Source organism: Sorangium sp. So ce385 (assembly GCF_051474135.1).
GTDB classification, from domain to species: Bacteria; Myxococcota_A; Polyangia; order Polyangiales; family Polyangiaceae; genus Sorangium; species Sorangium cellulosum_D.
The window spans coordinates 2,385,917-2,407,453 of the sequence record NZ_CP150337.1 but is presented as its reverse complement, the minus strand read 5'-3'; the positions used below and the strand labels follow the sequence as shown (position 1 = coordinate 2,407,453).

The 21,537-nt window shown below is 74.0% G+C and carries 18 protein-coding genes and 1 tRNA gene; 11 read left to right on the top strand and 8 right to left on the bottom strand.

The genetic code is table 11. The features are described from left to right. Positions 1-6: 6 nt before the first annotated feature. The 3 genes from WME83_RS08930 to WME83_RS08920 all read left to right on the top strand — a co-directional run bounded on the left by WME83_RS08930 (position 7) and on the right by WME83_RS08920 (position 3,410). Positions 7-1,089, top strand: a complete 1,083-nt coding sequence (locus tag WME83_RS08930) for a nucleotidyltransferase domain-containing protein (RefSeq protein WP_437318838.1) — start codon at positions 7-9, stop codon at positions 1,087-1,089. Positions 1,090-1,097: 8 nt separating this feature from the next. Next, positions 1,098-1,805 carry a TIM barrel protein gene (locus WME83_RS08925; protein ID WP_437318837.1) on the top strand — a complete coding sequence of 236 codons (708 nt, stop codon included), beginning with the start codon at positions 1,098-1,100 and terminating at the stop codon, positions 1,803-1,805. Between the two features lie 192 nt (positions 1,806-1,997). Beyond that, on the top strand, positions 1,998-3,410 hold the full coding sequence (locus tag WME83_RS08920; protein WP_437318836.1) for an ATP-binding protein: 1,413 nt from the start codon (positions 1,998-2,000) through the stop codon (positions 3,408-3,410). A gap of 3 nt (positions 3,411-3,413) precedes the next feature. On the opposite strand, the gene WME83_RS08915 is transcribed toward WME83_RS08920, so the two are convergent. From WME83_RS08915 to WME83_RS08905, 3 genes are all read right to left on the bottom strand, one after another. Continuing rightward, positions 3,414-4,769, bottom strand: a complete 1,356-nt coding sequence (locus WME83_RS08915) for a glycoside hydrolase family 113 (protein ID WP_437318835.1) — start codon at positions 4,767-4,769, stop codon at positions 3,414-3,416. Between the two features lie 53 nt (positions 4,770-4,822). Further along, on the bottom strand, positions 4,823-6,808 hold the full coding sequence (locus WME83_RS08910) for a protein kinase domain-containing protein (RefSeq protein ID WP_437318834.1): 1,986 nt from the start codon (positions 6,806-6,808) through the stop codon (positions 4,823-4,825). Positions 6,809-7,142: 334 nt separating this feature from the next. Continuing rightward, positions 7,143-7,481: a transcriptional regulator gene (locus WME83_RS08905; protein WP_437318833.1), complete on the bottom strand. Its 339-nt coding sequence runs from the start codon at positions 7,479-7,481 to the stop codon at positions 7,143-7,145. 204 nt (positions 7,482-7,685) lie between these two features. On the opposite strand from WME83_RS08905, the gene fusA reads away from it, so the two are divergent. Continuing rightward, positions 7,686-9,797 (top strand): elongation factor G, encoded by a 2,112-nt coding sequence (gene fusA, locus WME83_RS08900; RefSeq protein WP_437318832.1) that lies wholly within the window; start codon positions 7,686-7,688, stop codon positions 9,795-9,797. Between the two features lie 16 nt (positions 9,798-9,813). On the opposite strand, the gene WME83_RS08895 is transcribed toward fusA, so the two are convergent. Then, on the bottom strand, positions 9,814-11,445 hold the full coding sequence (locus tag WME83_RS08895; protein WP_437318831.1) for a L,D-transpeptidase: 1,632 nt from the start codon (positions 11,443-11,445) through the stop codon (positions 9,814-9,816). Between the two features lie 219 nt (positions 11,446-11,664). Here WME83_RS08895 and WME83_RS08890 point away from each other — a divergent pair. Beyond that, positions 11,665-11,738: transfer RNA gene (locus WME83_RS08890), tRNA-Arg, on the top strand. A 71-nt stretch (positions 11,739-11,809) separates the two neighbouring features. Here WME83_RS08890 and WME83_RS08885 read toward each other — a convergent pair. Then, on the bottom strand, positions 11,810-12,622 hold the full coding sequence (locus WME83_RS08885) for an isocitrate lyase/PEP mutase family protein (RefSeq protein ID WP_437318830.1): 813 nt from the start codon (positions 12,620-12,622) through the stop codon (positions 11,810-11,812). Further along, on the bottom strand, positions 12,619-13,095 hold the full coding sequence (locus WME83_RS08880) for a carboxymuconolactone decarboxylase family protein (protein ID WP_437318829.1): 477 nt from the start codon (positions 13,093-13,095) through the stop codon (positions 12,619-12,621). The genes WME83_RS08885 and WME83_RS08880 overlap by 4 nt, the downstream gene beginning before the upstream one ends. A 68-nt stretch (positions 13,096-13,163) precedes the next feature. Between WME83_RS08880 and WME83_RS08875 the strand changes: the two genes are divergently transcribed. Next, on the top strand, positions 13,164-14,690 hold the full coding sequence (locus WME83_RS08875) for a PLP-dependent aminotransferase family protein (protein WP_437318828.1): 1,527 nt from the start codon (positions 13,164-13,166) through the stop codon (positions 14,688-14,690). On the opposite strand, the gene WME83_RS08870 is transcribed toward WME83_RS08875, so the two are convergent. Beyond that, entirely contained in the window at positions 14,606-15,640 is a 1,035-nt protein-coding gene (locus tag WME83_RS08870; protein WP_437318827.1) for a GNAT family N-acetyltransferase, read from the bottom strand. The two genes, WME83_RS08875 and WME83_RS08870, sit on opposite strands and share 85 nt — an antisense overlap. A gap of 91 nt (positions 15,641-15,731) precedes the next feature. Between WME83_RS08870 and WME83_RS08865 the strand changes: the two genes are divergently transcribed. The 4 genes from WME83_RS08865 (at position 15,732) to WME83_RS08850 (ending at position 19,134) form a co-directional block, all read left to right on the top strand. Next, positions 15,732-17,189: a PLP-dependent aminotransferase family protein gene (locus WME83_RS08865; protein WP_437318826.1), complete on the top strand. Its 1,458-nt coding sequence runs from the start codon at positions 15,732-15,734 to the stop codon at positions 17,187-17,189. Between the two features lie 225 nt (positions 17,190-17,414). Next, entirely contained in the window at positions 17,415-17,675 is a 261-nt protein-coding gene (locus WME83_RS08860) for a SemiSWEET transporter (protein WP_437318825.1), read from the top strand. 287 nt (positions 17,676-17,962) lie between these two features. After that, the gene (locus WME83_RS08855; RefSeq protein WP_437318824.1) at positions 17,963-18,310 is read left to right on the top strand and encodes a Kazal domain-containing protein; all 348 of its coding nucleotides are present in this window, start codon (positions 17,963-17,965) and stop codon (positions 18,308-18,310) included. Positions 18,311-18,471: 161 nt separating this feature from the next. Then, a complete protein-coding gene (locus WME83_RS08850; RefSeq protein ID WP_437318823.1) occupies positions 18,472-19,134 on the top strand; it encodes a methyltransferase family protein in 663 nt (220 codons plus the stop codon). A gap of 263 nt (positions 19,135-19,397) precedes the next feature. Here the strand turns inward: WME83_RS08850 and WME83_RS08845 are convergent, their stop codons facing one another. After that, positions 19,398-20,678, bottom strand: coding sequence for a serpin family protein (locus tag WME83_RS08845; protein WP_437318822.1), 1,281 nt, complete (start codon positions 20,676-20,678; stop codon positions 19,398-19,400). Between the two features lie 185 nt (positions 20,679-20,863). Here WME83_RS08845 and WME83_RS08840 point away from each other — a divergent pair, with 185 nt between their 5' ends. Continuing rightward, positions 20,864-21,349 carry a gluconokinase gene (locus tag WME83_RS08840; protein WP_437318821.1) on the top strand — a complete coding sequence of 162 codons (486 nt, stop codon included), beginning with the start codon at positions 20,864-20,866 and terminating at the stop codon, positions 21,347-21,349. The last annotated feature ends 188 nt before the right edge of the window (positions 21,350-21,537 follow it).

The following is a 21,537-nucleotide window of genomic DNA, read 5'->3' as shown; positions in this document are numbered from 1 at the left end:
CGATCGATGACACGAGAGGAAGGCGGGGCGCCGCGGAGCGCCATCGAGCGGATCGGCGAGAAGGCGGGGCGGTCGTGGCCGAGCATCGAGGCGGCCGCGCGGCTCTCGGCGGAGACCCGGGCGCGCCTCGCGGCGCTGCTCCGCGAGCAGATCCCGTGCGACACGAGCGCGGTGGTCTTCGGCTCGCTCGCCCGGGGCGAGTACACGACCGGCAGCGATCTCGACTGGACGCTGCTCATCGACGGTCAGGCCGACGAGGGGCACTTCAGCCAGGTTCAGGCCATCACGAAGATCCTGAAGGAGGCGAAGTTCCATGAGCCGGGCCCGACGGGCGTGTTCGGCAACGTGGCCTTCAGCCACCCGATCCTCCACCAGATCGGCGGGCAGGAGGACACGAACAAGAACACGACCCAGCGCATCCTGCTGCTCCTGGAGTCGCTCGCGATCGGCAAGCCGGACGCCCACGAGCGCGTGCTCAGGCTCGTGCTCTCGCGCTACGTGGAGGACGACCGCGGGCTGCACTACGGCAGCAAGCGCGAGATCATCCCGATGTTCCTGTTGAACGACATCGTCCGGTACTGGCGCACCGTCGCCGTCGACTTCGTCTACAAGCAGCGGGAGCGCAGCTCGGGCTGGGCGCTCCGCAACGCGAAGCTCCGGATGTCGCGCAAGCTGATCTTCGTGAGCGGGCTCATCACCTGCTTCGGCTTCGAGCTGTTCGGCAAGGACCGGGCGACGTGGGCCGACGACGGCGACCGGATCTCGACGCCCGCGCTCGTGCGCTTCCTGCGCGAGCGCATCCGGGTGACGCCGCTGGAGAGCCTCGCCGAGGTGCTGCTCCGGCCCGCGGTCTCGGCGGAGACGGCGCGGACGCTGTTCGACAGCTACGACGCGTTCCTCGAGCTCCTGTCGAACGAGGAGGAGCGGGGCCGGCTGAAGCAGCTGCCGCTCGACGAGCAGCTCGGCCACGACCCGACGTTCAAGCGGGTGCGCGACATCGGGCGCGAGTTCCAGCGCGGGCTCGACCGGCTCTTCTTCGAGGAGGACCCGGAGCTCCGCAAGCTCATCCAGACGTACGGGGTGTTCTGATGCGACCCATGGGCTACTCGACAGGCGCGCTCGCGCTCAGCGACGTCGAGCGGGCGCTCTCGATGCTGGAAGGGAGCTCCGCGACCGCGGTGGAGCTCTCCGCGCTGCGCATCTCGGAGCTCAAGCCGCTGCTCCGGCTGCTCGGCTCCCTGGACCTGTCGCGGTATCGCTACGTGTCATTCCACGCCCCGAGCCGCTTCGACGCGGCGGAGGAGCGCGTCGTCGCCGACGCCATGGCGGAGGTGGCCGCGCTGGGCTGGCTCATCGTCCTCCACCCCGACACCGTCCACGACCTCGGCGCCTTCCGGCAGCTCGGCGGCCTGCTCGCGCTCGAGAACATGGACAAGCGAAAGCGGACAGGCCGCACGGTGGACGAGCTCCGGCCGTTCTTCGACGCGCTGCCGGACGCGTCGTTCTGCTTCGATATCGGCCACGCGCACCAGGTCGATCGCACGATGACGGAGGCGCACTTCCTGGTGAAGGCGCACAGGACGCGGCTGAAGCAGCTCCACGTGAGCGAGGTGAACTCGGGCAGCCGCCACGACGCCCTGAGCCAGAGCGCGGCGCACGCGTTCCAGCGGGTCGCCGCCCACGTCCCGGGCGACGCGGCGCTGATCCTGGAGACGCCGGCGTCGTCAGAGGAGCTGGAGCGGCAGATGGCCATCGCGAGGGCGGCGCTGACGATCCCGGACGGGTTGGAAAAGACGCCCGCCTGATCCCGGAAGCGCCGGCGGCGCCGGCGCGCCGGTTTCGCCGGTCGCCGGCATCGATCCTGGCGAGCCCTGGCCTCGCAGCCTCGACGAGCGGCTTCGGGGGCGTCGCGGCGCCCAACGGACGGTCTGGGGGCGAGCGAGGCGCTACGCTCCGCGCGTTCTCGGCGCGCCCAGGGCCGGATCGGGGGGACCACGATGAAGCTGAAGACGCTCGCGGCCGCGAGCACCGCATGGCTCGCCGCCCTCGCGCTGCTGACGGCGAGCGGGCTCACGCTCAGCACCACGTACATGGACCGCGAGGTCGCGTGCCTCTTCAACCTGGTCCGAGAGGTGCGGTCCATCATGGAGCTGGAGGTCCACCTCCTCTCGTACGAGCGCGAGAGCGCCCGGGTCGCGCTGACCCAGCTCCCCGAGCACGCCCGCGCGCGCGACGCCGCCGGGCGCGAGGTGAAGCGGTGGATCGAGGACCTCCGCGAAAACCCCGTCACCGTGGACAGCGCGGACGTCTTCAAGGCGACCGAGCGGGAGCTCGAGCGCTACCTCGCCGCGCGCGCGCTGACGGACGGGGCGGCGCCGCTGGCCGCCCGCGCGGACGGCGGGCTCCCCGAGGAGGTCGATCGGGCCTTCGTCACGCTCGAGCGGCTGCTCGCCGCGAAGCTCGAGGAGGCGCGGATCGCCCGGGGGCGCGTCGACGCGGTGAACCGGCTCTCGGAGACCGTGAGCCTCGGGGCCGCCGCGATGCTGCTCACCGGGGTGCTGCTCGCGCTGTGGCAGATGAGCGGGCGAGTCTATCGCCCGCTGCTCGCGATCCGCGCCGCGATCGACCGCTACGGGGCTGGCGCGCTCGACGCCCGCGCGCCGCAGGGCGGGCTCGACGAGCTGCGCGAGATCGCCGTCGCGTTCAACGAGATGGCCGAGGCGCTGGCCGAGCAGCGCCGGAGGCAGCTCGGGCTCCTCGCGAGCGTGGCGCACGATCTGCGCAACCCGCTCGCCGCGCTGAAGCTCACCGTCGACCGCCTCCGGCCGGATCGGCCCCTGCCGCCCGAGGAGCGGCTCAGGCCGATGCTCGCCCGCATCGGGAAGGAGGCCGCGCGCTGCGATCACATGCTCACGGACCTCATGGACATCGCGCGGATCGAGGGCGGCGAGATCGAGCTGCGCCACGAGATCCGGGACGCGTGCGAGATCGCCCGCGAGGTCGTCGAGCTCTACCGGCCGACGGCGACCGCGCACGAGATCAGGCTGTCGCTGCCCGACGAGGCGGTCCCGCTGCGCTGCGATCCGGTCAGGATCGAGCAGGTGCTCAACAACCTGGTCGCGAACGCCATCAAGTACTCGCCGGAGGGCGGCGCCGTGCTGGTCGCCGTCGCGCGCGAGGGCGCCGAGGTCACGATCGCGGTCGCCGACCAGGGCGTCGGCATCGCGGCCGAGGACCAGCGGCGGCTGTTCGAGCGCTACTGGCGCGCGCCGTCGTCGCGCTGCGTGGCCCCGGGCGTCGGCCTCGGCCTGTGGGCCGCGCGCCGCATCGCCGAGGCGCACGGCGGGCGCATCGACGTGACGAGCGCCGCCGGCGAGGGCTCGACGTTCACCCTGCGCCTGCCGTCCTAATCCCTAGGGCTCGTCGGGATCGAGCTCCCAGCCGAAGACGCCGGGGGTGCGCGCGCGGTGCCTGCCGAGCGCCTCGCCGGGGAGCCAGGGGCCGTCGACGGCCCAGCGGGTGGAGAAGGCGTCGCGCAGCACGAGCTCCGCGAGCTTGCCCCTCGGCGAGAACCCCCACTCGGCCTCCTGCGAGACGTCGTCCGGGTCGGCGTAGAGCCGCCAGACGAAGAAGCCGGCGCAGGTGCGCGCGTCGAGGAACGGCGCCATCACCGCGGCGTAGGCCTCGGCCTGCGAGCGCTGATCGACGACCACGTCCTTCATGCGGTCGGGCCACTCCCACGGGCGCACGGCGGGATCGCGCCGCGTGGTGTAGCCGATCTCGGTGAGCAGGACCGGCTTGCCCCACGCGCGCGCCACCGCGTCCACCCCGGCCGCCACCTTGCGCCCGCCGCGCAGGAGCTCCTCGAACGACGCGCCCTCGCGCTCCGCGAGCGGATAGAACGCGTTGATGCCGATGAGGTCGAGCGCGTCGAAGATCAGCGTGTGCTCGACGTCGTCCCAGTTCGCCGAGTAGGTGAGCAGCCCCGGGTAGACGCGGCGCACCGCCTCGATGATCGGCAGGAAGCTCGCCGCCCGCGACGTCGTCACCCAGCTCCGCAGCTCGACGCCCACGCTGAGCATCTCGGCGCCGCCCTCGCGCGCGACCTCCGCCCAGGTGAGCAGGAACCGGCGGTACGACTCGGCCCAGCGCGCCCAGCCCGCGTCGTCCCCCGGGTCGATCAGCGCCCGCCACTCGCCGCTCTCGACCCAGAGGTGCGGGACGAGCAGCACCTTGAGCCCGCGCGCGTGCGCCTGCGCGATCGCCGCGAGCACGTTGCGCCGGTTCTCCTCGAACGGCGCCTCGAAGACGAGATCGACGCCGGTGCCCTTGCCGTCCCACACGCGGCCGAACGGCGTCAGGCTGACCCAGGTCGCGCCCATCGCCGCCGCCTCGTCCATCGCTCGCCCGCTCGCCGCGGTCCCGTAGCCGCGGCCCGGGTGCCGGAGGTTCTCGATCGGCCCGATCGTCACGCCGCGCACGCCGCCCCAGCCCGACTCGGCCCACCCCGTCGCGCCGTACGGAAGGCGCTCCGGCGGGATCCGCGGCGCCCCCGGCGCGAACCGCAGCGCCCCCGGCGCGACGCGCGGCACCCCAGGCGCGACGCGCAGCGCCCCCGGCGCGGCCGGCGGCGCCTCCGCCGCGCTCCGCGGTGCCTCCTGCGCGATCCTGGGCGCGGCGCTCGCGGGCCGCGCAGCGCCGCAGGCGGCCGCCGACACGGCGAGGGCGGCGCCCGCGGCGCCGGCGAGCGCGCGTACTTCTCGACTCATCGCTGGCACGGGGACGCCTTATACCAGGCGGGCGGCTCGCAGTACCGCGGACGTCAGCCGCCGTCGGCCTCCTGGGGCCGCGGCCCGCCCTGGCCCTGCTCGGCCGGCTGCGGCGCGGCCGTCCCCGGCTGCGGCGCGGTCGCCCCCTCCCCCGGCCGCGGCGCGGTCGCCGCCTCCGAGGGCTGCCGCGCGCGCAGCAGCGCGTCGCGCTCCTGCCGCGCGCGCTCGGTCCCCTCGCGCCACCGCTGCTCGCGCTCCATCTTCTCGCGCCGCCGCCGCTCGCGCTCGACCTCGTCGTAGATCACGTCGGGCCGCTGCGGCTGGTACCGGAGCCCGCCCGGCGGCACGGCCTGCAGCGCTTCGCCGTCCCGGCCCGGAGCGCTCTCGGCGTCCGGCCCCGGCGCCGCCGGCTCGTCCGACGCCGCGGTCGCGGCAGGCACGGCCGCGACCGGCCGCCTCGCCGCGGCGGAGCGCGCCTCCTGGGCCGCGCGCTTCCCCACCCCCTTCGACGCGAGCGCGGCGCTCTCATCCCCGCCGAGCGCGCCCGTCTGCACGAGCCATACGCCGCCGACCCCCGCGGCCATCCCGAGCACCGCGAGCGCGATCGCGAGCCGGCGCGGCCACGGTGACGGCCCGCCGCGCACGACCGTGAGCCGCTCCGTCTCGGCCGGCGCGCGCGCCTCGGCCGGCGTGACGCGCAGCGCCGGGTCGGCGGTGACGCGATGCGCGACCTCGCGGTCGAGCGGAACGGGCGTTCCGCCTGCCGGGCGCTGCCCTGCCCGGCCCCGCAGGTCGGCGGGGAGCTCCGGCGGGCTCACCGTCAGGACCGGGGGCGGCGTGCGGCTCGGCCGCAGCTGCTCGCCGCCGTCCCACGAAGCGCCCGCGTGCGATACCAGCGTGATCTCGCCGTGGCGGACGCCTCCGGGCGCCTCCCACCTGGCCGTGGTCTCGAGGTCGCCCATGAGATCGTCGGGCGACATCATCGGCAGATCGGCCAGCGTGTCGGCCTCCCACTCGTCCTCGACGGCCGCGGGAGCCGGGGTCGCCATGCGGAGCGTCTCGTCCTCCGCCCGGAGCGCCTCCCACACGCGCTCGGCCGCGTCCTCCGCGCCCTCGCCCCCGAAGCGCGCGAGCGCGAACGCGAGCTTCGCGACGTCCGAGGGGCGCGCCTCCGGGTCCTTGTCGAGGCAGCGCAGCACGAGCTCCCCGAGCTCGGCCGGCTCGAACCGCGGCGGGAACGGCGCGGGCGGATCGTTCAGGACCTTGTTGCAGATCTCGAGCTCGGTCCGCGCCTCGAACGGGCTCGTCCCGCAGAGGAGCGCGTAGGCCACCGCGCCGATCGACCAGATGTCGGCGCGCTCGTCGATGCCGCCCGCCGACCGCATCTGCTCCGGCGCCATGTAGAGCAGCGACGTCCGCATGGCGCCCGAGGCGGCGTTCGGGCCCTCGCTCTCGACGCCGCACGCCACGGCCGACACGCCGAAGTCGAGCACCTTCACGCTCGGCGCGCCGTCGCCGAAGCTGAGGAACACGTTCTCGGGCTTGAGGTCGCGGTGGAGGAGCCCGACGCCGTGCGCCTCGGCCACGGCCTCGCAGATCTGGAGGAGGTACTTCACCGCCTCCCTGGCCCGCAGCGGACCGCGGCGCTGCAGGTAGCTCGCGAGATCGGAGCCCTCCAGGTACTCGCTGACGACGAACGGCGCGCCGCCCGCGGCCCCGACGTCGAGGACCCGCGCGACGTGCCTGCCCGAGAGCGCGCGCGCGGCGCGAGCGCCCCGGAGCAGCCGGTCGACGGCGTGCCGGTTCTCGGCGATCCTGGGGTCGACGCGCTTGAGCGCGACGCGCTGGCCCGACGCGCGATCGATCGCGAGGTGGACCGCGCCGACCCCGCCGACGCCGAGCCGGGTCTCCACCGCGTACCTGCCGGCGACGACCTCCTGGCCCCCCGCGGGAGCCTCGGCCGCCCGAGGCGCACGCTCGGCGTCGGTCCACTCCTGCGCGGCCGCGCGATCCTCTCCTCCGGCCTTCAGCGACGTCAACGCACTGCCTCGGTGGGGTCCGCGCTCTCCGCGAACCGGGTCGAAACCTGTCCTCTGAATAGCAGATCCAGAGTGCAGCAACGCGTCCATGACGTGTCGTCTACCGACCACGACGACAGAGGGATGTCCGTTCTGTGCGCAGCCGGCTGGCCGGCCAGCTGGCCGGCCGGCCGGCCCGCCTCCATCCATCGCTGCCGCGAATGCAGCCGATCCATCGCCCTTCGCCATCCAGACATTCCCAGCCATGCAGCCCAGCGATGCGCCGTCCGTGCCATGCAGTCCGGCGCCGCGCCGCGCGGGGCGCGCGGGCCTGCGCTCCGGCCGTCCACGCGGCTCACGGCGGGAGCCCGAGCGCGAGCGCCACCAGGGTGTCGACGCCGGCCAGGACGAGGACGAGCGCCGCGGCGGACGCCGCGCCGAGCCCGAGCGCCTTCACCGCGCGAAGGCGCCGCCGCCCGCGGGCCTCCGGCCGCCCGTGCTGAACGCCGCGCGTGACCCAGCACCACCCGAGCATGGACAGCGGCCCGAACGCGTAGAGCGCGGCGCCCCAGGTCGCTCCGTTCCAGCAAGCGGCGCGCTGCTCGGGCGTGAGCCGCCGCCGATCCCACCGCTGCAGCGCGAGCGGCAGCGCGATGCCGAGCAGCATCTGGATTGCGAGGCGGAGAGCGCTCATGTCGCGCGAGGGGATCCCGGGCGCGCGATCCGCTCAGGCAGCGCCGGACAACCGCTGTTCGATCGAGCACGCCGCAGCGCGTCGCGGCAGAGCTCGGGTGAGCGACTCGATGCCCGTCTCCGCTGTCCTGCTGCGCCGCGGAAAGCACCCCAAAAATCGCGTGGCGGCCTTCTCGATCTCCACGGGGATTGATACGAACGAGGAATGACAACGACTGAGGCAGGGGACATCAGGAACGTTGCAATCATCGGACACAAGGGGGCTGGGAAGACATCGCTCGCCGAGGCCATGCTGTACGTCGGTAAGGCGACGGCCAAGCTCGGCAAGGTGGACGACAAGTCGAGTGTCCTCGACGATACCGCCGAGGAAAAAGAGCACGTTTGCTCGTTCGAGGCGAGCGTCGCGCACCTCTCCTGGGGCGGGAAGAAGATCAACGTCGTCGACACGCCCGGAGAGGGGAGCTTCCTCGCCGAGACGCGGCTCGCGCTCGCCGCGGTCGACGCGGCCATCCTCGTCGTGAGCGGCAAGGACGGCGTACAGCCGATCACCGAGCGTGTCTTCGGGTGGGTGAGGGAGGCGAAGCTGCCGTGCATGATCGTCGTCACCAAGGTCGACGCCGAGAACGCGCGACCCGACGAGGTGATCGCCGAGGTCCGCGCGCGCCTCAAGGCGCCGCTCGCGGTCATGGAGGAGCGCATCGGCGAGGGGCTCCAGTACCGGGGGGTCGTGGCGATCCGGACGAAGAAGGCCTGGCTCGACAAACCCGAGGCGCCCGCCGGGGCCGGGGGCGCTGCCGTGCCGGCCGACGTCGCGGGGGCGGTCGAGAAGGCCCGGGGGAAGCTCGTCGACGACGTCGCCGGCAGCGACGACGAGCTCACCGAGCGGTACCTGACCGAGGGCGACCTCACGCAGCAGGAGCTCGATCAGGGGCTCCGCGCCGCGGTCCGCCGGGGGGCGCTGGTCCCGGTCTACTTCGCCTCCGGGGTCCGCCCGAGCGGCGCCGCCGCGCTGCTCGACGGCATCGTCGAGCTCGTGCCCCCGCCGACCGAGCACCCGGCGTGGGCCGGCGTCGTCCCGAGCGGCAAGCCCGGCGCCGCGCCGCAGGCCGCGGAGCGGCCGCCGTCGGCGGACGCGCCGGCGGCGGCGTTCGTCTTCAAGACGTCGATCGATCCGCACGCCGGCCGCACCTCGTTCGCGCGCGTGCTCTCCGGCGCGCTCCGGCCCGACGCCACGCTGCTCAACGCGAGCACGGGCAGCGCGGAGCGCCTCGGGAAGATCCACGCCGTGGTCGGCAAGGACCACAAGCAGGTGGAGGAGGCGCGCGCCGGCGACATCGTCGCGCTGCACAAGCTGAAGGCCACGCTGAGCGGGCACACGCTCTGCGACGAGAAGCACGCGTTCCTCTTCAGCGCGCCGGAGCTGCCGCCGGCCCTCTTCTCGCGCGGCGTGAGGTTCGACGCGAAGGGCGGCGAGGACAAGGTCGGCAACGCCCTCTACCGGCTGACCGAGGAGGACCCGGGGCTCAGCGTGCACCAGGACGCGTCGACCCGCGAGCTCGTCGTCTCGGGCCTCGGCGCCCTGCACCTGGAGATCACGGTGGAGCGCATCCGCCGGCGCGTCGGGATCGACTGCCGGCTCGGCCCGCCGCACATCGCCTACAAGGAGACGATCTCGCGGAAGGCCACGAACGTCGAGGGCAAGCACAAGAAGCAGACCGGCGGCCATGGCCAGTTCGGCGTCTGTTACATCGACATGGAGCCGCTGCCGCGCGGCGGCGGCTTCGTCTTCGAGGACGCGGTCGTGGGCGGCGCCGTGCCGCGGCAGTTCATCCCCTCGGTCGAGAAGGGCATCGTCAAGGCGATGTCGAAGGGCGTCCTGGCCGGCTACCCGATGGTCGACGTCAAGGTGCGGCTCTTCGACGGCAAGTACCACGACGTCGACTCGTCGGACGCGGCCTTCCAGATGGCGGGCAGCAAGGCGTTCAAGCTCGCCGCCGCGCAGTGCGCGCCGGTGCTGCTCGAGCCCATCGTGCGGCTCTCGGTGACGGTGCCGAGCGCGAACATGGGCGACATCATCGGCGACATCAACAGCCGCCGCGGGAGGATCATCGGCACGGACTCGGTCGAGGATCAGACGATCGTGAACGCGTTCGTCCCGCTGGCCGAGGTGCTCGAGTACGAGTCGAAGCTGAAGAGCATGACCCAGGGCAAGGGCACGTTCACGATGAGCGTCGAGCACCTGGAGGTCTGCCCGCCGGCGGTGCAGGAGAAGGTGATCAAGGAGAGCGGCTTCAAGGTCGAGGCCGACGAGGATTGACGGGGCGACGCCCGGGCTACGGGTGGATGTGGACGATGGTCCCCTCCCCCGTGGCCTTCCCCGCGCTGACCCCGTGCCACCCGTCGGGCACCGGCGGATCGGTCCAGAGGAACACCCGGCGCGCGTCGATCGGCGAGAGGTTGATGCACCCGTGGCTGCGCGGCTTGCCGTAGTCGTCGTGCCACGGCGCCGCGTGGATCGCGTAGCCCGCCTCGAAGTACTGCACCCACGGCACGTCGCGGAGCTCGAACTTGTTGTCGACCTCGTGCGCGTCCATCGTCGTCGTGATGTGCTTGTCGCGGATCCGGAACGTCCCGCGCACGGTCGAGAAGGTCTTCTTGGGGTCGCCGAGCCCGTCGCGCCCCGTCGCCGCCGCGGTCGCGTAGACGGGCCGCTTGCCCTCGTAGAGGATGAGCGTCTGGCTGAGGATCGAGATGTCGATCCACTTCACGTCCCCCTGCGCGAACGACGGCAGCTCCGAGGGCTTCACCGCGATGGCGACGTCGGAGTCGCGCACCCACGTCCCGTCCTTCGCCTCGACGAGGCGCGCGCCGCCCACCTTCCTCGATCGCCCCGTGAGCTGCACGGCGGTGTGCCAGGGCAGCTCGCCCGCCTTTTCCATCTCGCCGCCCGAGATGTCGTAGCGCTTCGCGTCCTGCCGGTGGACGAACGCGAGGGGCAGCTCCCACCCCTTGGTCATGTCGACGCCGTGGAACGTGGAGCCGCGGGCGGGCTTGAGCTTCGACGTGGGCACGAGCCGCGCGTCGGTGGTCATCGCGAAGCGCCGCCCGCCGTCGCCCATGAAGGTGTCGATGAGGGCGAGCCCCGCCTTGCGCGCGATCCGGTTCGTGATGATCGCGTAGCCCGGGACCTTGAACGACGAGATGTTCGGGATCTGCCGCCCGCCCTTGAAGAACCAGGGGATCTCGTCGTCGCCGTTGCCGCCGTAGAGCTCGCTGTCGCCGAGCTCGGGCGGCTCGGCGGGCGGGTCGCCGGTCGCGTTGCCCTGCGCGTCGAGCGGCACGTCGTTGGCGCCGACCTTGATCTCGTCCCACTTCTTCTTGAGCTTCTTGTAGCTGCGGAGGTGCCGCTCCAGGCTCATCTCGTACTGGAGCTGCTCCTTCGTCGACGGCATCCGGTAGTAGTTCGGCGCGATGGCCCTGACGAACGCGTACGGGTACGGCATCGGCTTGGACAGGTCGGGCCGCCGCGTGAGCGCCCGGAGGATCGGGTGCTTCATGTCGATCGTGGCGTCGCTGTCCGCGCACATGTACCCGGCGGGCAGCACGCGGTAGTAGCCGCCCTGGCAGTCGTCGAACGACACGGGCTTCTCCCCGCGGGGCGCCGTCCCGCCCGCGCGGAGGTAGCCGAGCTTGGCGGAGCGGCGGTCCGCCTTCTCGTAGATGGGCGCGACCATCTGCACGGCGCCGATGCGGGGCCCGTCGACGCGCGGGAGGGTGGCGGGGTCGTTCTCGGCGGACGTCTGGGCCGCGCCCGCGGAGAGGCTGATGATGCCCTCGGGCGTGGCGTTCTCCCCGCCGCTGCAGGCCGAGAGGACCGGCAGGGCGAGGGCGGCGAGCGCAAGGGCCGGCGGGGAGAAGCCGCGCGCAAGGGCCGGGATCGCAGAGCTTCGCTGTCGGGCGTCCATGCCCCGGGGATGCCGGACAGACGGGCGGGTGGCCAAGTTTTGGCGCTCCCCGATCGGCCCGAAGCGCGGGCAACCGGGCCCCAGGGGCGCTCCTGCGGCGGCGCCCACCGCGGGCGATGCTCGGAGGCGACGGCGGGCAGTGCGCGATGATGCTGGAATGGGGTTGCGCTGGAGCCCGGCGTTGGGTAGGTTCCGGGCCCTCGCGAACCCCGCGAGCATGCGCCACTAGCTCAGCTGGATAGAGCGTCGGCCTCCGGAGCCGAAGGCCAGTGGTTCGAATCCACTGTGGCGCGCTGGGTTGTCGATGATCCCGGGACCTCGGGATCGCGCCCGGAGTGCGGCGAAGCGCCGCTCCGCGAGGCGCTCACGCGAACCACGCGTTGAGCTCGGCGTACGTCAGCGGCGCATCGTGCAACGGCGGCGGCGTCCACCGGCCGGCGAGCAGCTGCGCCGCGTCCTGCCTCGCGGCCGAGAGCGCCGTCAGGGCGAGGCGCGGCCCGACGCTCACCCGGCGCACGCCGAGGGCTCGGAGCTGCTCGACGGGCGGCAGCGCCGGCGAGGCCCACACGTTGAGCGGCGCCTGCACCTCCGCGGCGACGCGCGAGAGCCCCTCGGCCGCCGCGAGGCCCGGCACGAAGACGCCGTCGCAGCCCGCGTCGACGTAGCGCCTGGCGCGGCGCACCACCTCGTCGAGGGCCGCGGGGGACGAGGGCGCGCCGCGCAGGAGCACGTCGGTGCGCGCGTTCAGGAACAGGTCCAGCCCGGCGCGCTGGAGCGCCGCCCGCGCCGCGAGCAGCTTCGAGGCCAGCGCCTCGGGCGGCTCGGCGCCGTCCTCGAGGTTCACGCCCGCCACGCCGGCCTCCGCGAGGCGGCACACGGCGTCGGCGACGCCCTCGGCGCTCGCGGCGTAGCCTCGCTCTAGATCGACGCTCACCGGGACGCGCACGGCGCGGAGGATGTCGCGGGTCGAGGCGAGCAGCCGGTCGAACGGCAGGCGCTCGCCGTCGGCCGCGCCGTGCGCCCAGGCCACCGCGGCGCTGCTGGTCGCGACCGCGGCGCCCCCGGCGGCCTCGGCCATGCGGGCGCTCACGGCGTCCCACGCGTTGAGCAGGACGAGGAGCTGTCCCGGCGCGTGCAGCGCCCGGAAGCGCGCCGCGCAGGCGTGCGGCTGGCTCATTCGCCGCCCTCCGCGTCGAGCGCCGCCGGGAACCCATAGGCCACGGCGATGCGGTTCCAGGCGTTGATCGTCGCCACCACCGACGTGAGCGCCGCGAGGTCGGCGTCGGAGAAGGCGCTCGACACCTCGCGGTACACCGCGTCGGGCACGCCGCCGTCCGAGAGCTGCGTCAGCGCGTCGGTCCAGGCGAGCGCCGCCCGCTCCGGCGGCGTGAAGCATTGGCTCTCGCGCCAGCGGGCGAGCGCCTCGAGCCGCTCGCCCGAGATCCCGAGCCTCCGGGCCTCGCGCCGGTGCATCGCGAGGCAGAACGAGCAGCGGTTCACCAGCGAGGCGCGCACCTTGACGAGCTGGATGAGCTCCGCGCCGAGGGCGCTCTGCTTCGTGACGGCCGAGATCGCGCGCAGCGCGCGATCGGTCTCGGGGGCGAGGCGCTGGAACCCCGCGTAGTCGAGCCGGGAAGTTTCGGTTGCCATGGCCCGTCAGGATAGGTTCATGATGGCCCAGCGACAGTGCCAAGAACCGCGAAAACGAGTGGGCCATCGTGATCCGCCGCGGCGCCAGGCTCTCCCCGGCGCGCCGGCGGCCGCGGAGCGCCGGTACGCTGCAAGCGCAGCTCTACGACCGGATCCGCCAGGCCATCCTCTCCGGCGCGCTCGCCTCGGGCGCGCGGCTCCCCTCGGCGCGCGCCATGGCGCTCGAGGCGGGCGTCTCGCGGGGGACCGTGGACGCCGCGTACGCGCGCCTCTCGGTCGAGGGGTTCCTCGTGGCGCGCGGCGCGGCCGGCACGTTCGTCACGACCCCGCTCCCCATCGCCGCCGCCTTCGCCCCCGCGGCCCCGCCGGAGCCGCGGCGAGAGGAGCCTCGCGCCCGCGCGGCGCTCCGCCCCTTCCAGATCGGCGTCCCCGCGGTCGACGCGTTCCCCGTCGCCACCTGGTCGCGGCTGCTCGGCAGGCACGCGCGGCGCGCCCGCGCCGGCGATCTCGCCGGCTCCGACCCGTGCGGCGACCGCGCCCTGCGCGAAGCGATCGCCGCGCACCTCGCGGTCTCGCGCGGCGTCGTCGCGCGCGCGGAGCAGGTGATGATCACCGGGGGCTACCACGGCGCGCTCGGCCTGCTCGCCCGCGCGCTCGCGCGGCCGGGAGACGGGGCGTGGTTCGAGGAGCCCGGCTACCACCGGGCGCGGGCCGCGCTGGAGCTCGCCGGGCTGCGGCTCGCGGCCGTGCCGGTGGACGCCGAGGGGCTCGACGTCGCCCGCGGCGCCGCGCTCGCGCCGCGCGCCCGGTTCGTGTTCGTGACGCCGAGCCACCAGATGCCGCTCGGCGTGGCGCTCTCGCTGCCGCGCAGGCTCGCCCTCCTGGCCTGGGCGCGCGGCGCCGACGCGTGGATCATCGAGGACGACTACGACGGCGAGTTCCAGCGCGCCTCGGCGCCGCTGCCCGCCCTCAAGAGCCTCGATGATCAGGGCCGGGTGATCTACGCGGGGACCTTCAGCAAATCGATGTTCCCCGCGCTGCGCCTCGGCTTCCTCGTCGTTCCGGACGGCGCGCGCGACGCGCTCGCCCGCGTGGCCAGCCTGCTGCACCCCGCCCCGCTGCTCGCCGTGCAGCGCGCCGCCGCCGACTTCCTCGGCGAGGGGCACTTCGCGCGCCACGTGCGGCGCATGCGCGCGCTCTATGCAGAGCGGCACGGCGCGCTGTCTCGCGCGCTCGAGGAGCTCTCCTCGCCGCAGCTCCAGATCGAGGAGGGGACGGGCGGCCTGCACCTGATCGCGCGCCTGACCGGCGCCCGAGACGGAGAGGTGGTCGAGCGCGCGAGCCAGCTGGGCCTCGCGCCTGGGGCCCTGTCGAGCTTCTATCGGTCCGACCCGGAGGAGGGGCGGCGCGACGGGCTGCTGCTCGGGTTCGCCGCGCTGCCCGCCTCGCGCGCGCAGAAGGCCGTGCTCCGCCTCGCGCAGGCCATCGCGCCCTCGCCGCCGCCCCGGCCTCACCCCCTGGCGAGGACCATCTCCGTCGACGTGAACGGCAGCGGCGGCAGGTCCGCGCGGTTACGGAACCCGAACCGCGCGTAGAACGTGTGCGCGTCCTGCGTGCCCAGGTGGACGTGGCGCGCGCCGCGGACCGCCGGGTGCGCGAGCAGCAGGCGCACCACCGCCTCGCCCACGCCGAGGCCCCGCAGCGAAGGGGCGACCATCACATCGAACATCCACGCGCGCTTGCTCCCGTCGCTCACCGCCCGCGCCGTCGCCACGAGCCGGCCCGCGGCGTCGCGCGCGCCCACCCACGCCGACGAGCCGAGCAGCGCCCGCGCGATCAGCTCGCGCGGCACGCCCTGGTTCCAGTAGGCGCCCTCCAGCAGATCGACGGCCGCGCCCACGTCGCGCGGCCCGAGCGCGCACGCGAGCGCGCAGCCCGCCGGCGCCCGGAGGAACTCGGGCACCGGCGTGTCCGGGCTCGCGCCGCGCACGAGCTCGATCGCATCGGGATCGCCCGGCGATCCCCGCTCCCAGAGCTTCGTGAGGAGGCGCGCCCGCTCCTCCGGCGCGCGGTGCTGCGCGAGCGCCGCCTTGCCGTCGAGCCGCTCGAGCGGGACCGCGAGCACGAGGATCCCGTCGATCGCCTCGCGGTCGAGCGGGCTCCGGGCGCCGGGCGGCGCGTCCCCGGCCTCGGGCTGGTACTTCCGCGTCATCGCCTCCAGCACCTCGGCCTTGCGGTCCGGATCGTCCACGCGCTCGATCACCCCGTGCGCCCGCGCGCTCCGGTAGAGCGCCGTCGGCGGGCAGGCGCGCGCTGGATCGGCGAAGCTGCTCGGGATCGAGGCGACGATCTGCTCGCACGACACCACCGCCGCCCGGCCGACGGCCTCGATCTCCTCGCCCGCGGGCGCGCCGTGGAACGCGATCGACCCCCGGACCACGACGCCCTGCGCCGCCCGCAAGAGCGGCTCGCCCTCCGCCGTCGTCGAGGCCACGTGCACCACCTCCGCGCGCCCGAGGAGATCCTCGGCCTCCGCGCGCTCCATGCGAACGTCCTCCCTGCGCATGGCCGGAGCGTGCCGCGCGGCTGGTACGTCCAAAAGATCCGGTCCGTCGATTTCTGCTAGACCAGCCGGCGTGCCCTGGGAGCTCTCGCTCGCCGTCGATCCCGCCGCGTCGCAGCCGATCTTCCTGCAGATCGCGCGCGCCCTCGCCGACGACATCCGACGCGGCCGGCTCCGCGCCGGCGACGAGCTCCCGGGCAGCCGCGCGCTCGCGCGCTCCCTGTCGGTCCACCGCAACACCGTCCTCGCCGCGTACCGCGAGCTCGCCGCCGAGGGGTGGATCGAGGCCAGCGCCGCGCGCGGCACCTTCGTCTCGGCCGAGCTGCCGGCGCCCGCGCCCCGGCGCTTCGCCCGGCGCGCGGCGGTCCGGGCCGAGGTGCCGGCGAAGCTCGGCTTCGACCTCGGCGCGACCTCGCTCCGGCCCATGCCCCTCGCCCCCGAGGGCACGCTCCGGATGAGCGGCGGCCTCCCCGACATGCGCCTCGTCCCGACCGCGGCGCTCGCGCGCGCCTACCGCCGCGCGCTCCGCGCCGAGCCGACGCGGCTGCTCGATTACGCCGATCCGCGCGGCCACGCCCGCCTCCGCGCCGCCCTCGCCGCGATGCTCTCGGCGGTGCGCGGCCTCGCCGCCGGCCCGGAGTCGGTGCTCGTCACGCGCGGCAGCCAGATGGCGCTCGACCTCGTCGCGCGCGCGCTGCTCGCGCCGGGCGACGCGGTGGCCGTCGAGTCGTACGGCTACCGCCCCGCGTGGGAGGCGCTCCGCCTCGCCGGCGCGCGGCTCGTCCCGCTGCCGGTCGACGCCGCGGGCCTCTCGGTCGACGCGCTCGCGGAGCTCGCCGATCGCGAGCGACTCCGCGCCGTCTACGTCACCCCGCACCACCAGTACCCCACGACCGCGGTGCTCGCGCCCGGCAGGCGGATCGCGCTCCTCGAGCTCTGCCGCAGCCGCCGGATCGCGATCCTCGAGGACGACTACGATCACGAGTTCCACTACGACGGCCGCCCGGTGCTGCCGCTCGCCAGCGCGGCCACGGCCGGCGTCGTCGTCTACATCGGCACCCTGTCGAAGATCCTCGCCCCCGGGCTCCGGCTCGGCTTCGTGGTCGCGCCCGAGCCCCTGATCGAGCGGCTCTCCCTGCACCGCACCTTCGTCGACCGGCAGGGCGACCACGCGGTGGAGCGCGCCGTCGCCGAGCTGCTCGAGGACGGCGAGGTGCAGCGCCACGCGCAGCGCGCGCGGCGCATTTACCGGGCGCGGCGCGATCTCCTCGTCGCGTCGCTGCGCGCCCGGCTGGGCGACGCGCTCGACTTCCGCGTGCCGGTCGGCGGGATGGCCCTGTGGTCCAAGGTGGACGCCGCGATCGACGCGGACGCCTGGGCCGAGCGCTCGCTCGCGCGGAAGGTCGCGTTCTCGGCGGGGCGGCGGTTCGCGTTCGACGGCAAGAGACGCCCCTTCCTGCGGCTCGGGTTCGCGGCGCTGGACGAGCGAGAGATCCGCGAGGCGGTGGAGAGGATGGCCCAGGCGCTCTGATCGGCCAGGCGGACAGCCGGCCAGAGCGCCCCGGCGCCCGACGCCGCGGCGAACGCGGCAGAGGCTGGAGAGCGCGGGTGTCCGCGGTCCGGGGGGCGGCTCGCACCTCCGGTCGACGGCGGCACGTCCACAAAACCGCCGTCTCTCCCTGTCTCTCCGGGGAAAGCTACTCTATGCAGCGGGGGCGAAGCAGCGGGGGCGAACCGAAGGGACAAACACCACCCGATGAATCCAGAAGTAGTGACCGCGCTGGGGCTCGTCGCGGCGACCCTCACCACGGTCTCCTTTCTCCCGCAGGTGCTCCGCACGCTGCGCACACACGACACGCGCTCGATCTCGGTCGGCATGTACGCGGCCTTCGTGACCGGCGTCGGCCTGTGGCTCGTTTACGGCCTGCTCACCGGGGACGTGCCGATCATCATCGCCAACGCGATCACGTTCGTCCTCTCGGGCACCGTGTTCGTCCTCAAGCTCCGGTACGGCTGAGCCGCCCCCCTCCCGCGCGGCGATCCCGCTCGCCGCCTCGCCCAGCCAAACCCACTCCGCCCCCGCGGCGCGCGCTGGGCCTCTCCGGTCCTCTCGCCGAAGCCGGCCTTTCCGAGCCTCGCTTGACACGGCATTTCCCGCGTCCTACGGCGTTGCCAGTCCCAGCAGCGGGACGAGGGCGCCGATCCCCAGCGGACCATGTCGTGCTCGGCGCGCTGGGGCGAGAGATCGGCTCTCGCGCCTCGATCGCCGCGCCGTGGGCTGCCTTGATCCTGAGAGGGTGATCCATGAGACGATTGTACGGGCTGAGCGTGCTCCTCGCGCTCGCGGCGCTGGGCTGCGGTGCGTCCGACGAGGCGCCGATCGCCGAGGCCGGGGAGAGCTGCGGCGGCTTCACCCACGGCCCCGCGCCCGTCTGCGCCACGGGGCTCTATTGCAGCTACGCGCTCGATGACAGGTGCGGCTGGGCCGACGCGGCAGGCGTCTGCGAGGAGCGACCTGCGTCCTGCACGGAGGAGAACATGCCCGTCTGCGGCTGCGACGACCGGACTTACGCGAATGCCTGTCTGGCCGCGATGGCCGGCGTCGCCGTCCAGGCGATGGGCGAGTGCGACGGCGCCCCGACCGATGGATGAGCCGAGCTCCCCTCCACCCGCGACGCATACGTCCCCGGCTCGCCGCCGCAGAGGTGCGCTGCGCCCGCAGTGAATCGATGACGGTTCCGAGTTGGCACCAGGCCGCGCCGGCTTGACCGCGCCCGCGCCCCCTCTCACCATCCAATGTAAGGGGGAATACAATGAATGGCGCGGTGCTCTACGACCTCGCGATGCGGCTGCCGCTCGCCGTCCTGATGCTCTATAACGCCCTGTTCGTCGGGCGGGATATCTACGTTCACCTGTTTCTCTCGCGCGGGCCCGCGGGGCTCACGTACGGGACGACGCTCGCCGCGCTCCTCGCCACCGAGGCGTATCTCTTGCTCGTCGCGGCGCTCACGCTGGTTCGCCTCCGCCCGGTGCGCAAGCTGAGCGGCGTCGTGCCGCGCATCACCGCGCTCGCCGCCGGCCTGCTGCCGGCGAGCCTCGCGTGGCTGCCCAAGGTTGCGCCGACGCCCGGCCGCCAGATGACGGGGACGCTGCTCCTCGTCGCGGGGCTTGCGCTCGCCCTGGTCAGCCTCGGCTGGCTGGGCAAGTCGTTCAGCGTCATGCCCGAGGCGCGCCGCCTCGTCACGGGCGGCCCATACCGGCTGGTGCGACATCCGGTCTACCTCGCGACGGTGATCCAGGGCGCCGGCGTGATCGTGCTCTATCCATCGATCGCCGCGCTCGTGCTCTACACGGTCGAGCTCGTCTTGCAGGTCATCCGCATGGGGTACGAGGAGCGCGTGCTGCGCGACACCTTCCCCGAATACGATGATTACGCGCGCCGGACCTCCGCGCGGCTCATCCCCCGCGTCTACTGACGAGCGACGACGCGCCCGCGCGCCGCTTCGCCCCCGGCGGCGTCGCGCGGCAAAATGCCACGCGCGTCGCAGGCACGCCGCATCGAGGGCGGCGGTCGGGAGCTCCGCGATCATGCCGCCTCGATGACACAGCACGGCGGGCGCAGCGCGCGTTCCTCGGCGCGCGGCCCTCCGTCGTCGGAGAGGAGAAATGCCCCGACGAGCTCAGCGTCGAAATCGACGCCCCCTGCCGCCGCGACCGGAGGCGCGGCGGGCTCGGCGGCTCAACCGGACGGATTCGCCACCCGGCCGACGAACAGGATTGCGCCGGTCGCGTGATCCCGGATGAAGAAGAGGAACGGATGGTCGAAATGGATGGTCGCGGGCTCGGGCGCCGACGTCTCGCCGATGACCACCCCCGTCGCCGCCGCCGCCTCGGTACCCGCCTCGTTCACGGAGACGAAGGCCTTGTGGAGCACGCCGCTGATGAAGAGGCCGCCTTGCCCGTTCATCCCCGAGAAATCCGCGAGGCCGGAGAAGGCGATGGGCATCCCCAGCTCCGCGAGCGGCTGGACGAGATCGAGGGTCGACGCGAACTTGAACCTCGGCAGCGTCATCGTGACGCTCCGCGACCCGAGCGAGGCGAGGACTCCATCGAGCCGCTCCCGGTCGAGCCCCGCCTCGAAGCCCCCGAGCTCCGACGGGAGCACGAGCACCATCGACAGCTCGCCGCCGTCATAGGGCATCTCCAGCGCCTCGTAGCCGTCGCCCTCGCCATAGCGGACCTGCGCGTTGCCGGTCATCATCGGCACCGAGACGGTGGAGCCGTCCGCCAGCGTGAAATCGCCGTTGGCGGTCGCCTCCTCCTCGAACGGAAACTGCCATGCTGCGTTGAAGTAGATGGCGTTCGTCAGCACGAGCCGCGTCGCGGGCTGGATGGCGCCCTCGGGCAGGATGTCCTTGATCCGGTCCTCGGTGCGCTCGGCCACCCAGCCGTTGATGATCCCGCGCGCCTCCTCGGGCGCCTGGGCGAAGTCGACGACGCGCAGCCCGGCCCCGTAGCTCTCGGCGAGCACGTCGAGGAACGACGGCGCGAACGAGGAGCCGACCTGTCCCCAGAGCGCGTTGGCCACCTTGAGCCGGAACCCCTCGCCGTCCTGCCCCTCGGCGCCCTCGCCGCGGCGCGCGAGCGCCAGGTCGAGCGCGTTGAACGCCGGATGAAGCCGCTCCTCGGGCAGGGTGAAGCGCAGCGCGCGCGCCATCTGCTCCGCCGTTTCGCCGCGGGCGCCGGCGTACGTCATCGCCAGCGCGCTCGACACGCTGTACGGCGAGCAGAAGAGGTTGCCCGGCGCGGCGCCGACCTGACGGTAGAGCTCGAGCGCGAACGCCGTGTTGCCGGAGACGAGCTCCTTGGCGTCGGCCTGGGGCACGTCGGGCTCGCGGATCCGCGGCTTGTCCGAGGCGATGACGCAGCCCGCGGTGTCCGGATCGGTGCAGCCGGAGGCCGAGGGCTGCGGTGAGGGCTTCGCCGCCGCGGCGCCGTCGGAGGTGCAGCCGGCGGACATCAGGGAAAATGGCAACAGGATCGCGGAGATCGGAGGCCTACGCATGCGCCCGGCAGAGCAGGGGGCGTGCCGGCCTGCCGGGGTTCGAGCGCCGGCAGGCGTGCAGGGCACGGCGCCGCGCATGATAGGATGCGACCCACCATGCGGAGAGCCCGAGAGAGAGCCGCCGGAGGGGCGCGGCGCCCGTGATCGTGGTCGTGATGGGCGTGAGCGGCGCCGGAAAGACCACGGTGGGGGTGCGCCTCGCGCGCGACCTCGGGTGGGAGTTCCTCGACGCCGACGACCTCCACCCCGCCGCCAACGTCGAGAAGATGCGCTCCGGCAAGCCGCTCGACGACCGGGATCGCGCGCCGTGGCTCGCCGCGCTCGCGGCGCGCATCCGCCAGCTCCTGGACGCGGGGCGCGACGCCGTGATCGCCTGCTCGGCGCTCAAGGCCGCTTACCGCGCGCAGCTGCTCGTCGACCCGGCGCGGATGCGCCTCGTGCACCTGACCGGCGATCCCGCGCTGATCGCCGCGCGCCTCGCGGCGCGGACGGATCACTTCATGCCGCCCGGCCTCCTGGCGACGCAGCTCGCCGCGCTGGAGCCGCCGGAGGACGCGCTCCGCGTCGACATCGACGGCACCCCCGAGGAGATCGCCGCCGCCGTCCGCCGCGCGCTCGGCCTGTGAGCCGGGCCCGCCCCGCGCAGCGCCTGCGCGACGCCGCAGCGCCTGCGCGACGCCGCGGCGCCTGCGGGAGGTAGCAGCTGCGTGCAGGAGGCAGCAGCTGCCTGCGGGAGGCAGCAGCGCCTGCGCGGGGTCAGGGCGCGCGGAGGGGCCGAGGACACCGCCGAGCGAGAGGCCCGGCGCGCCGGGCG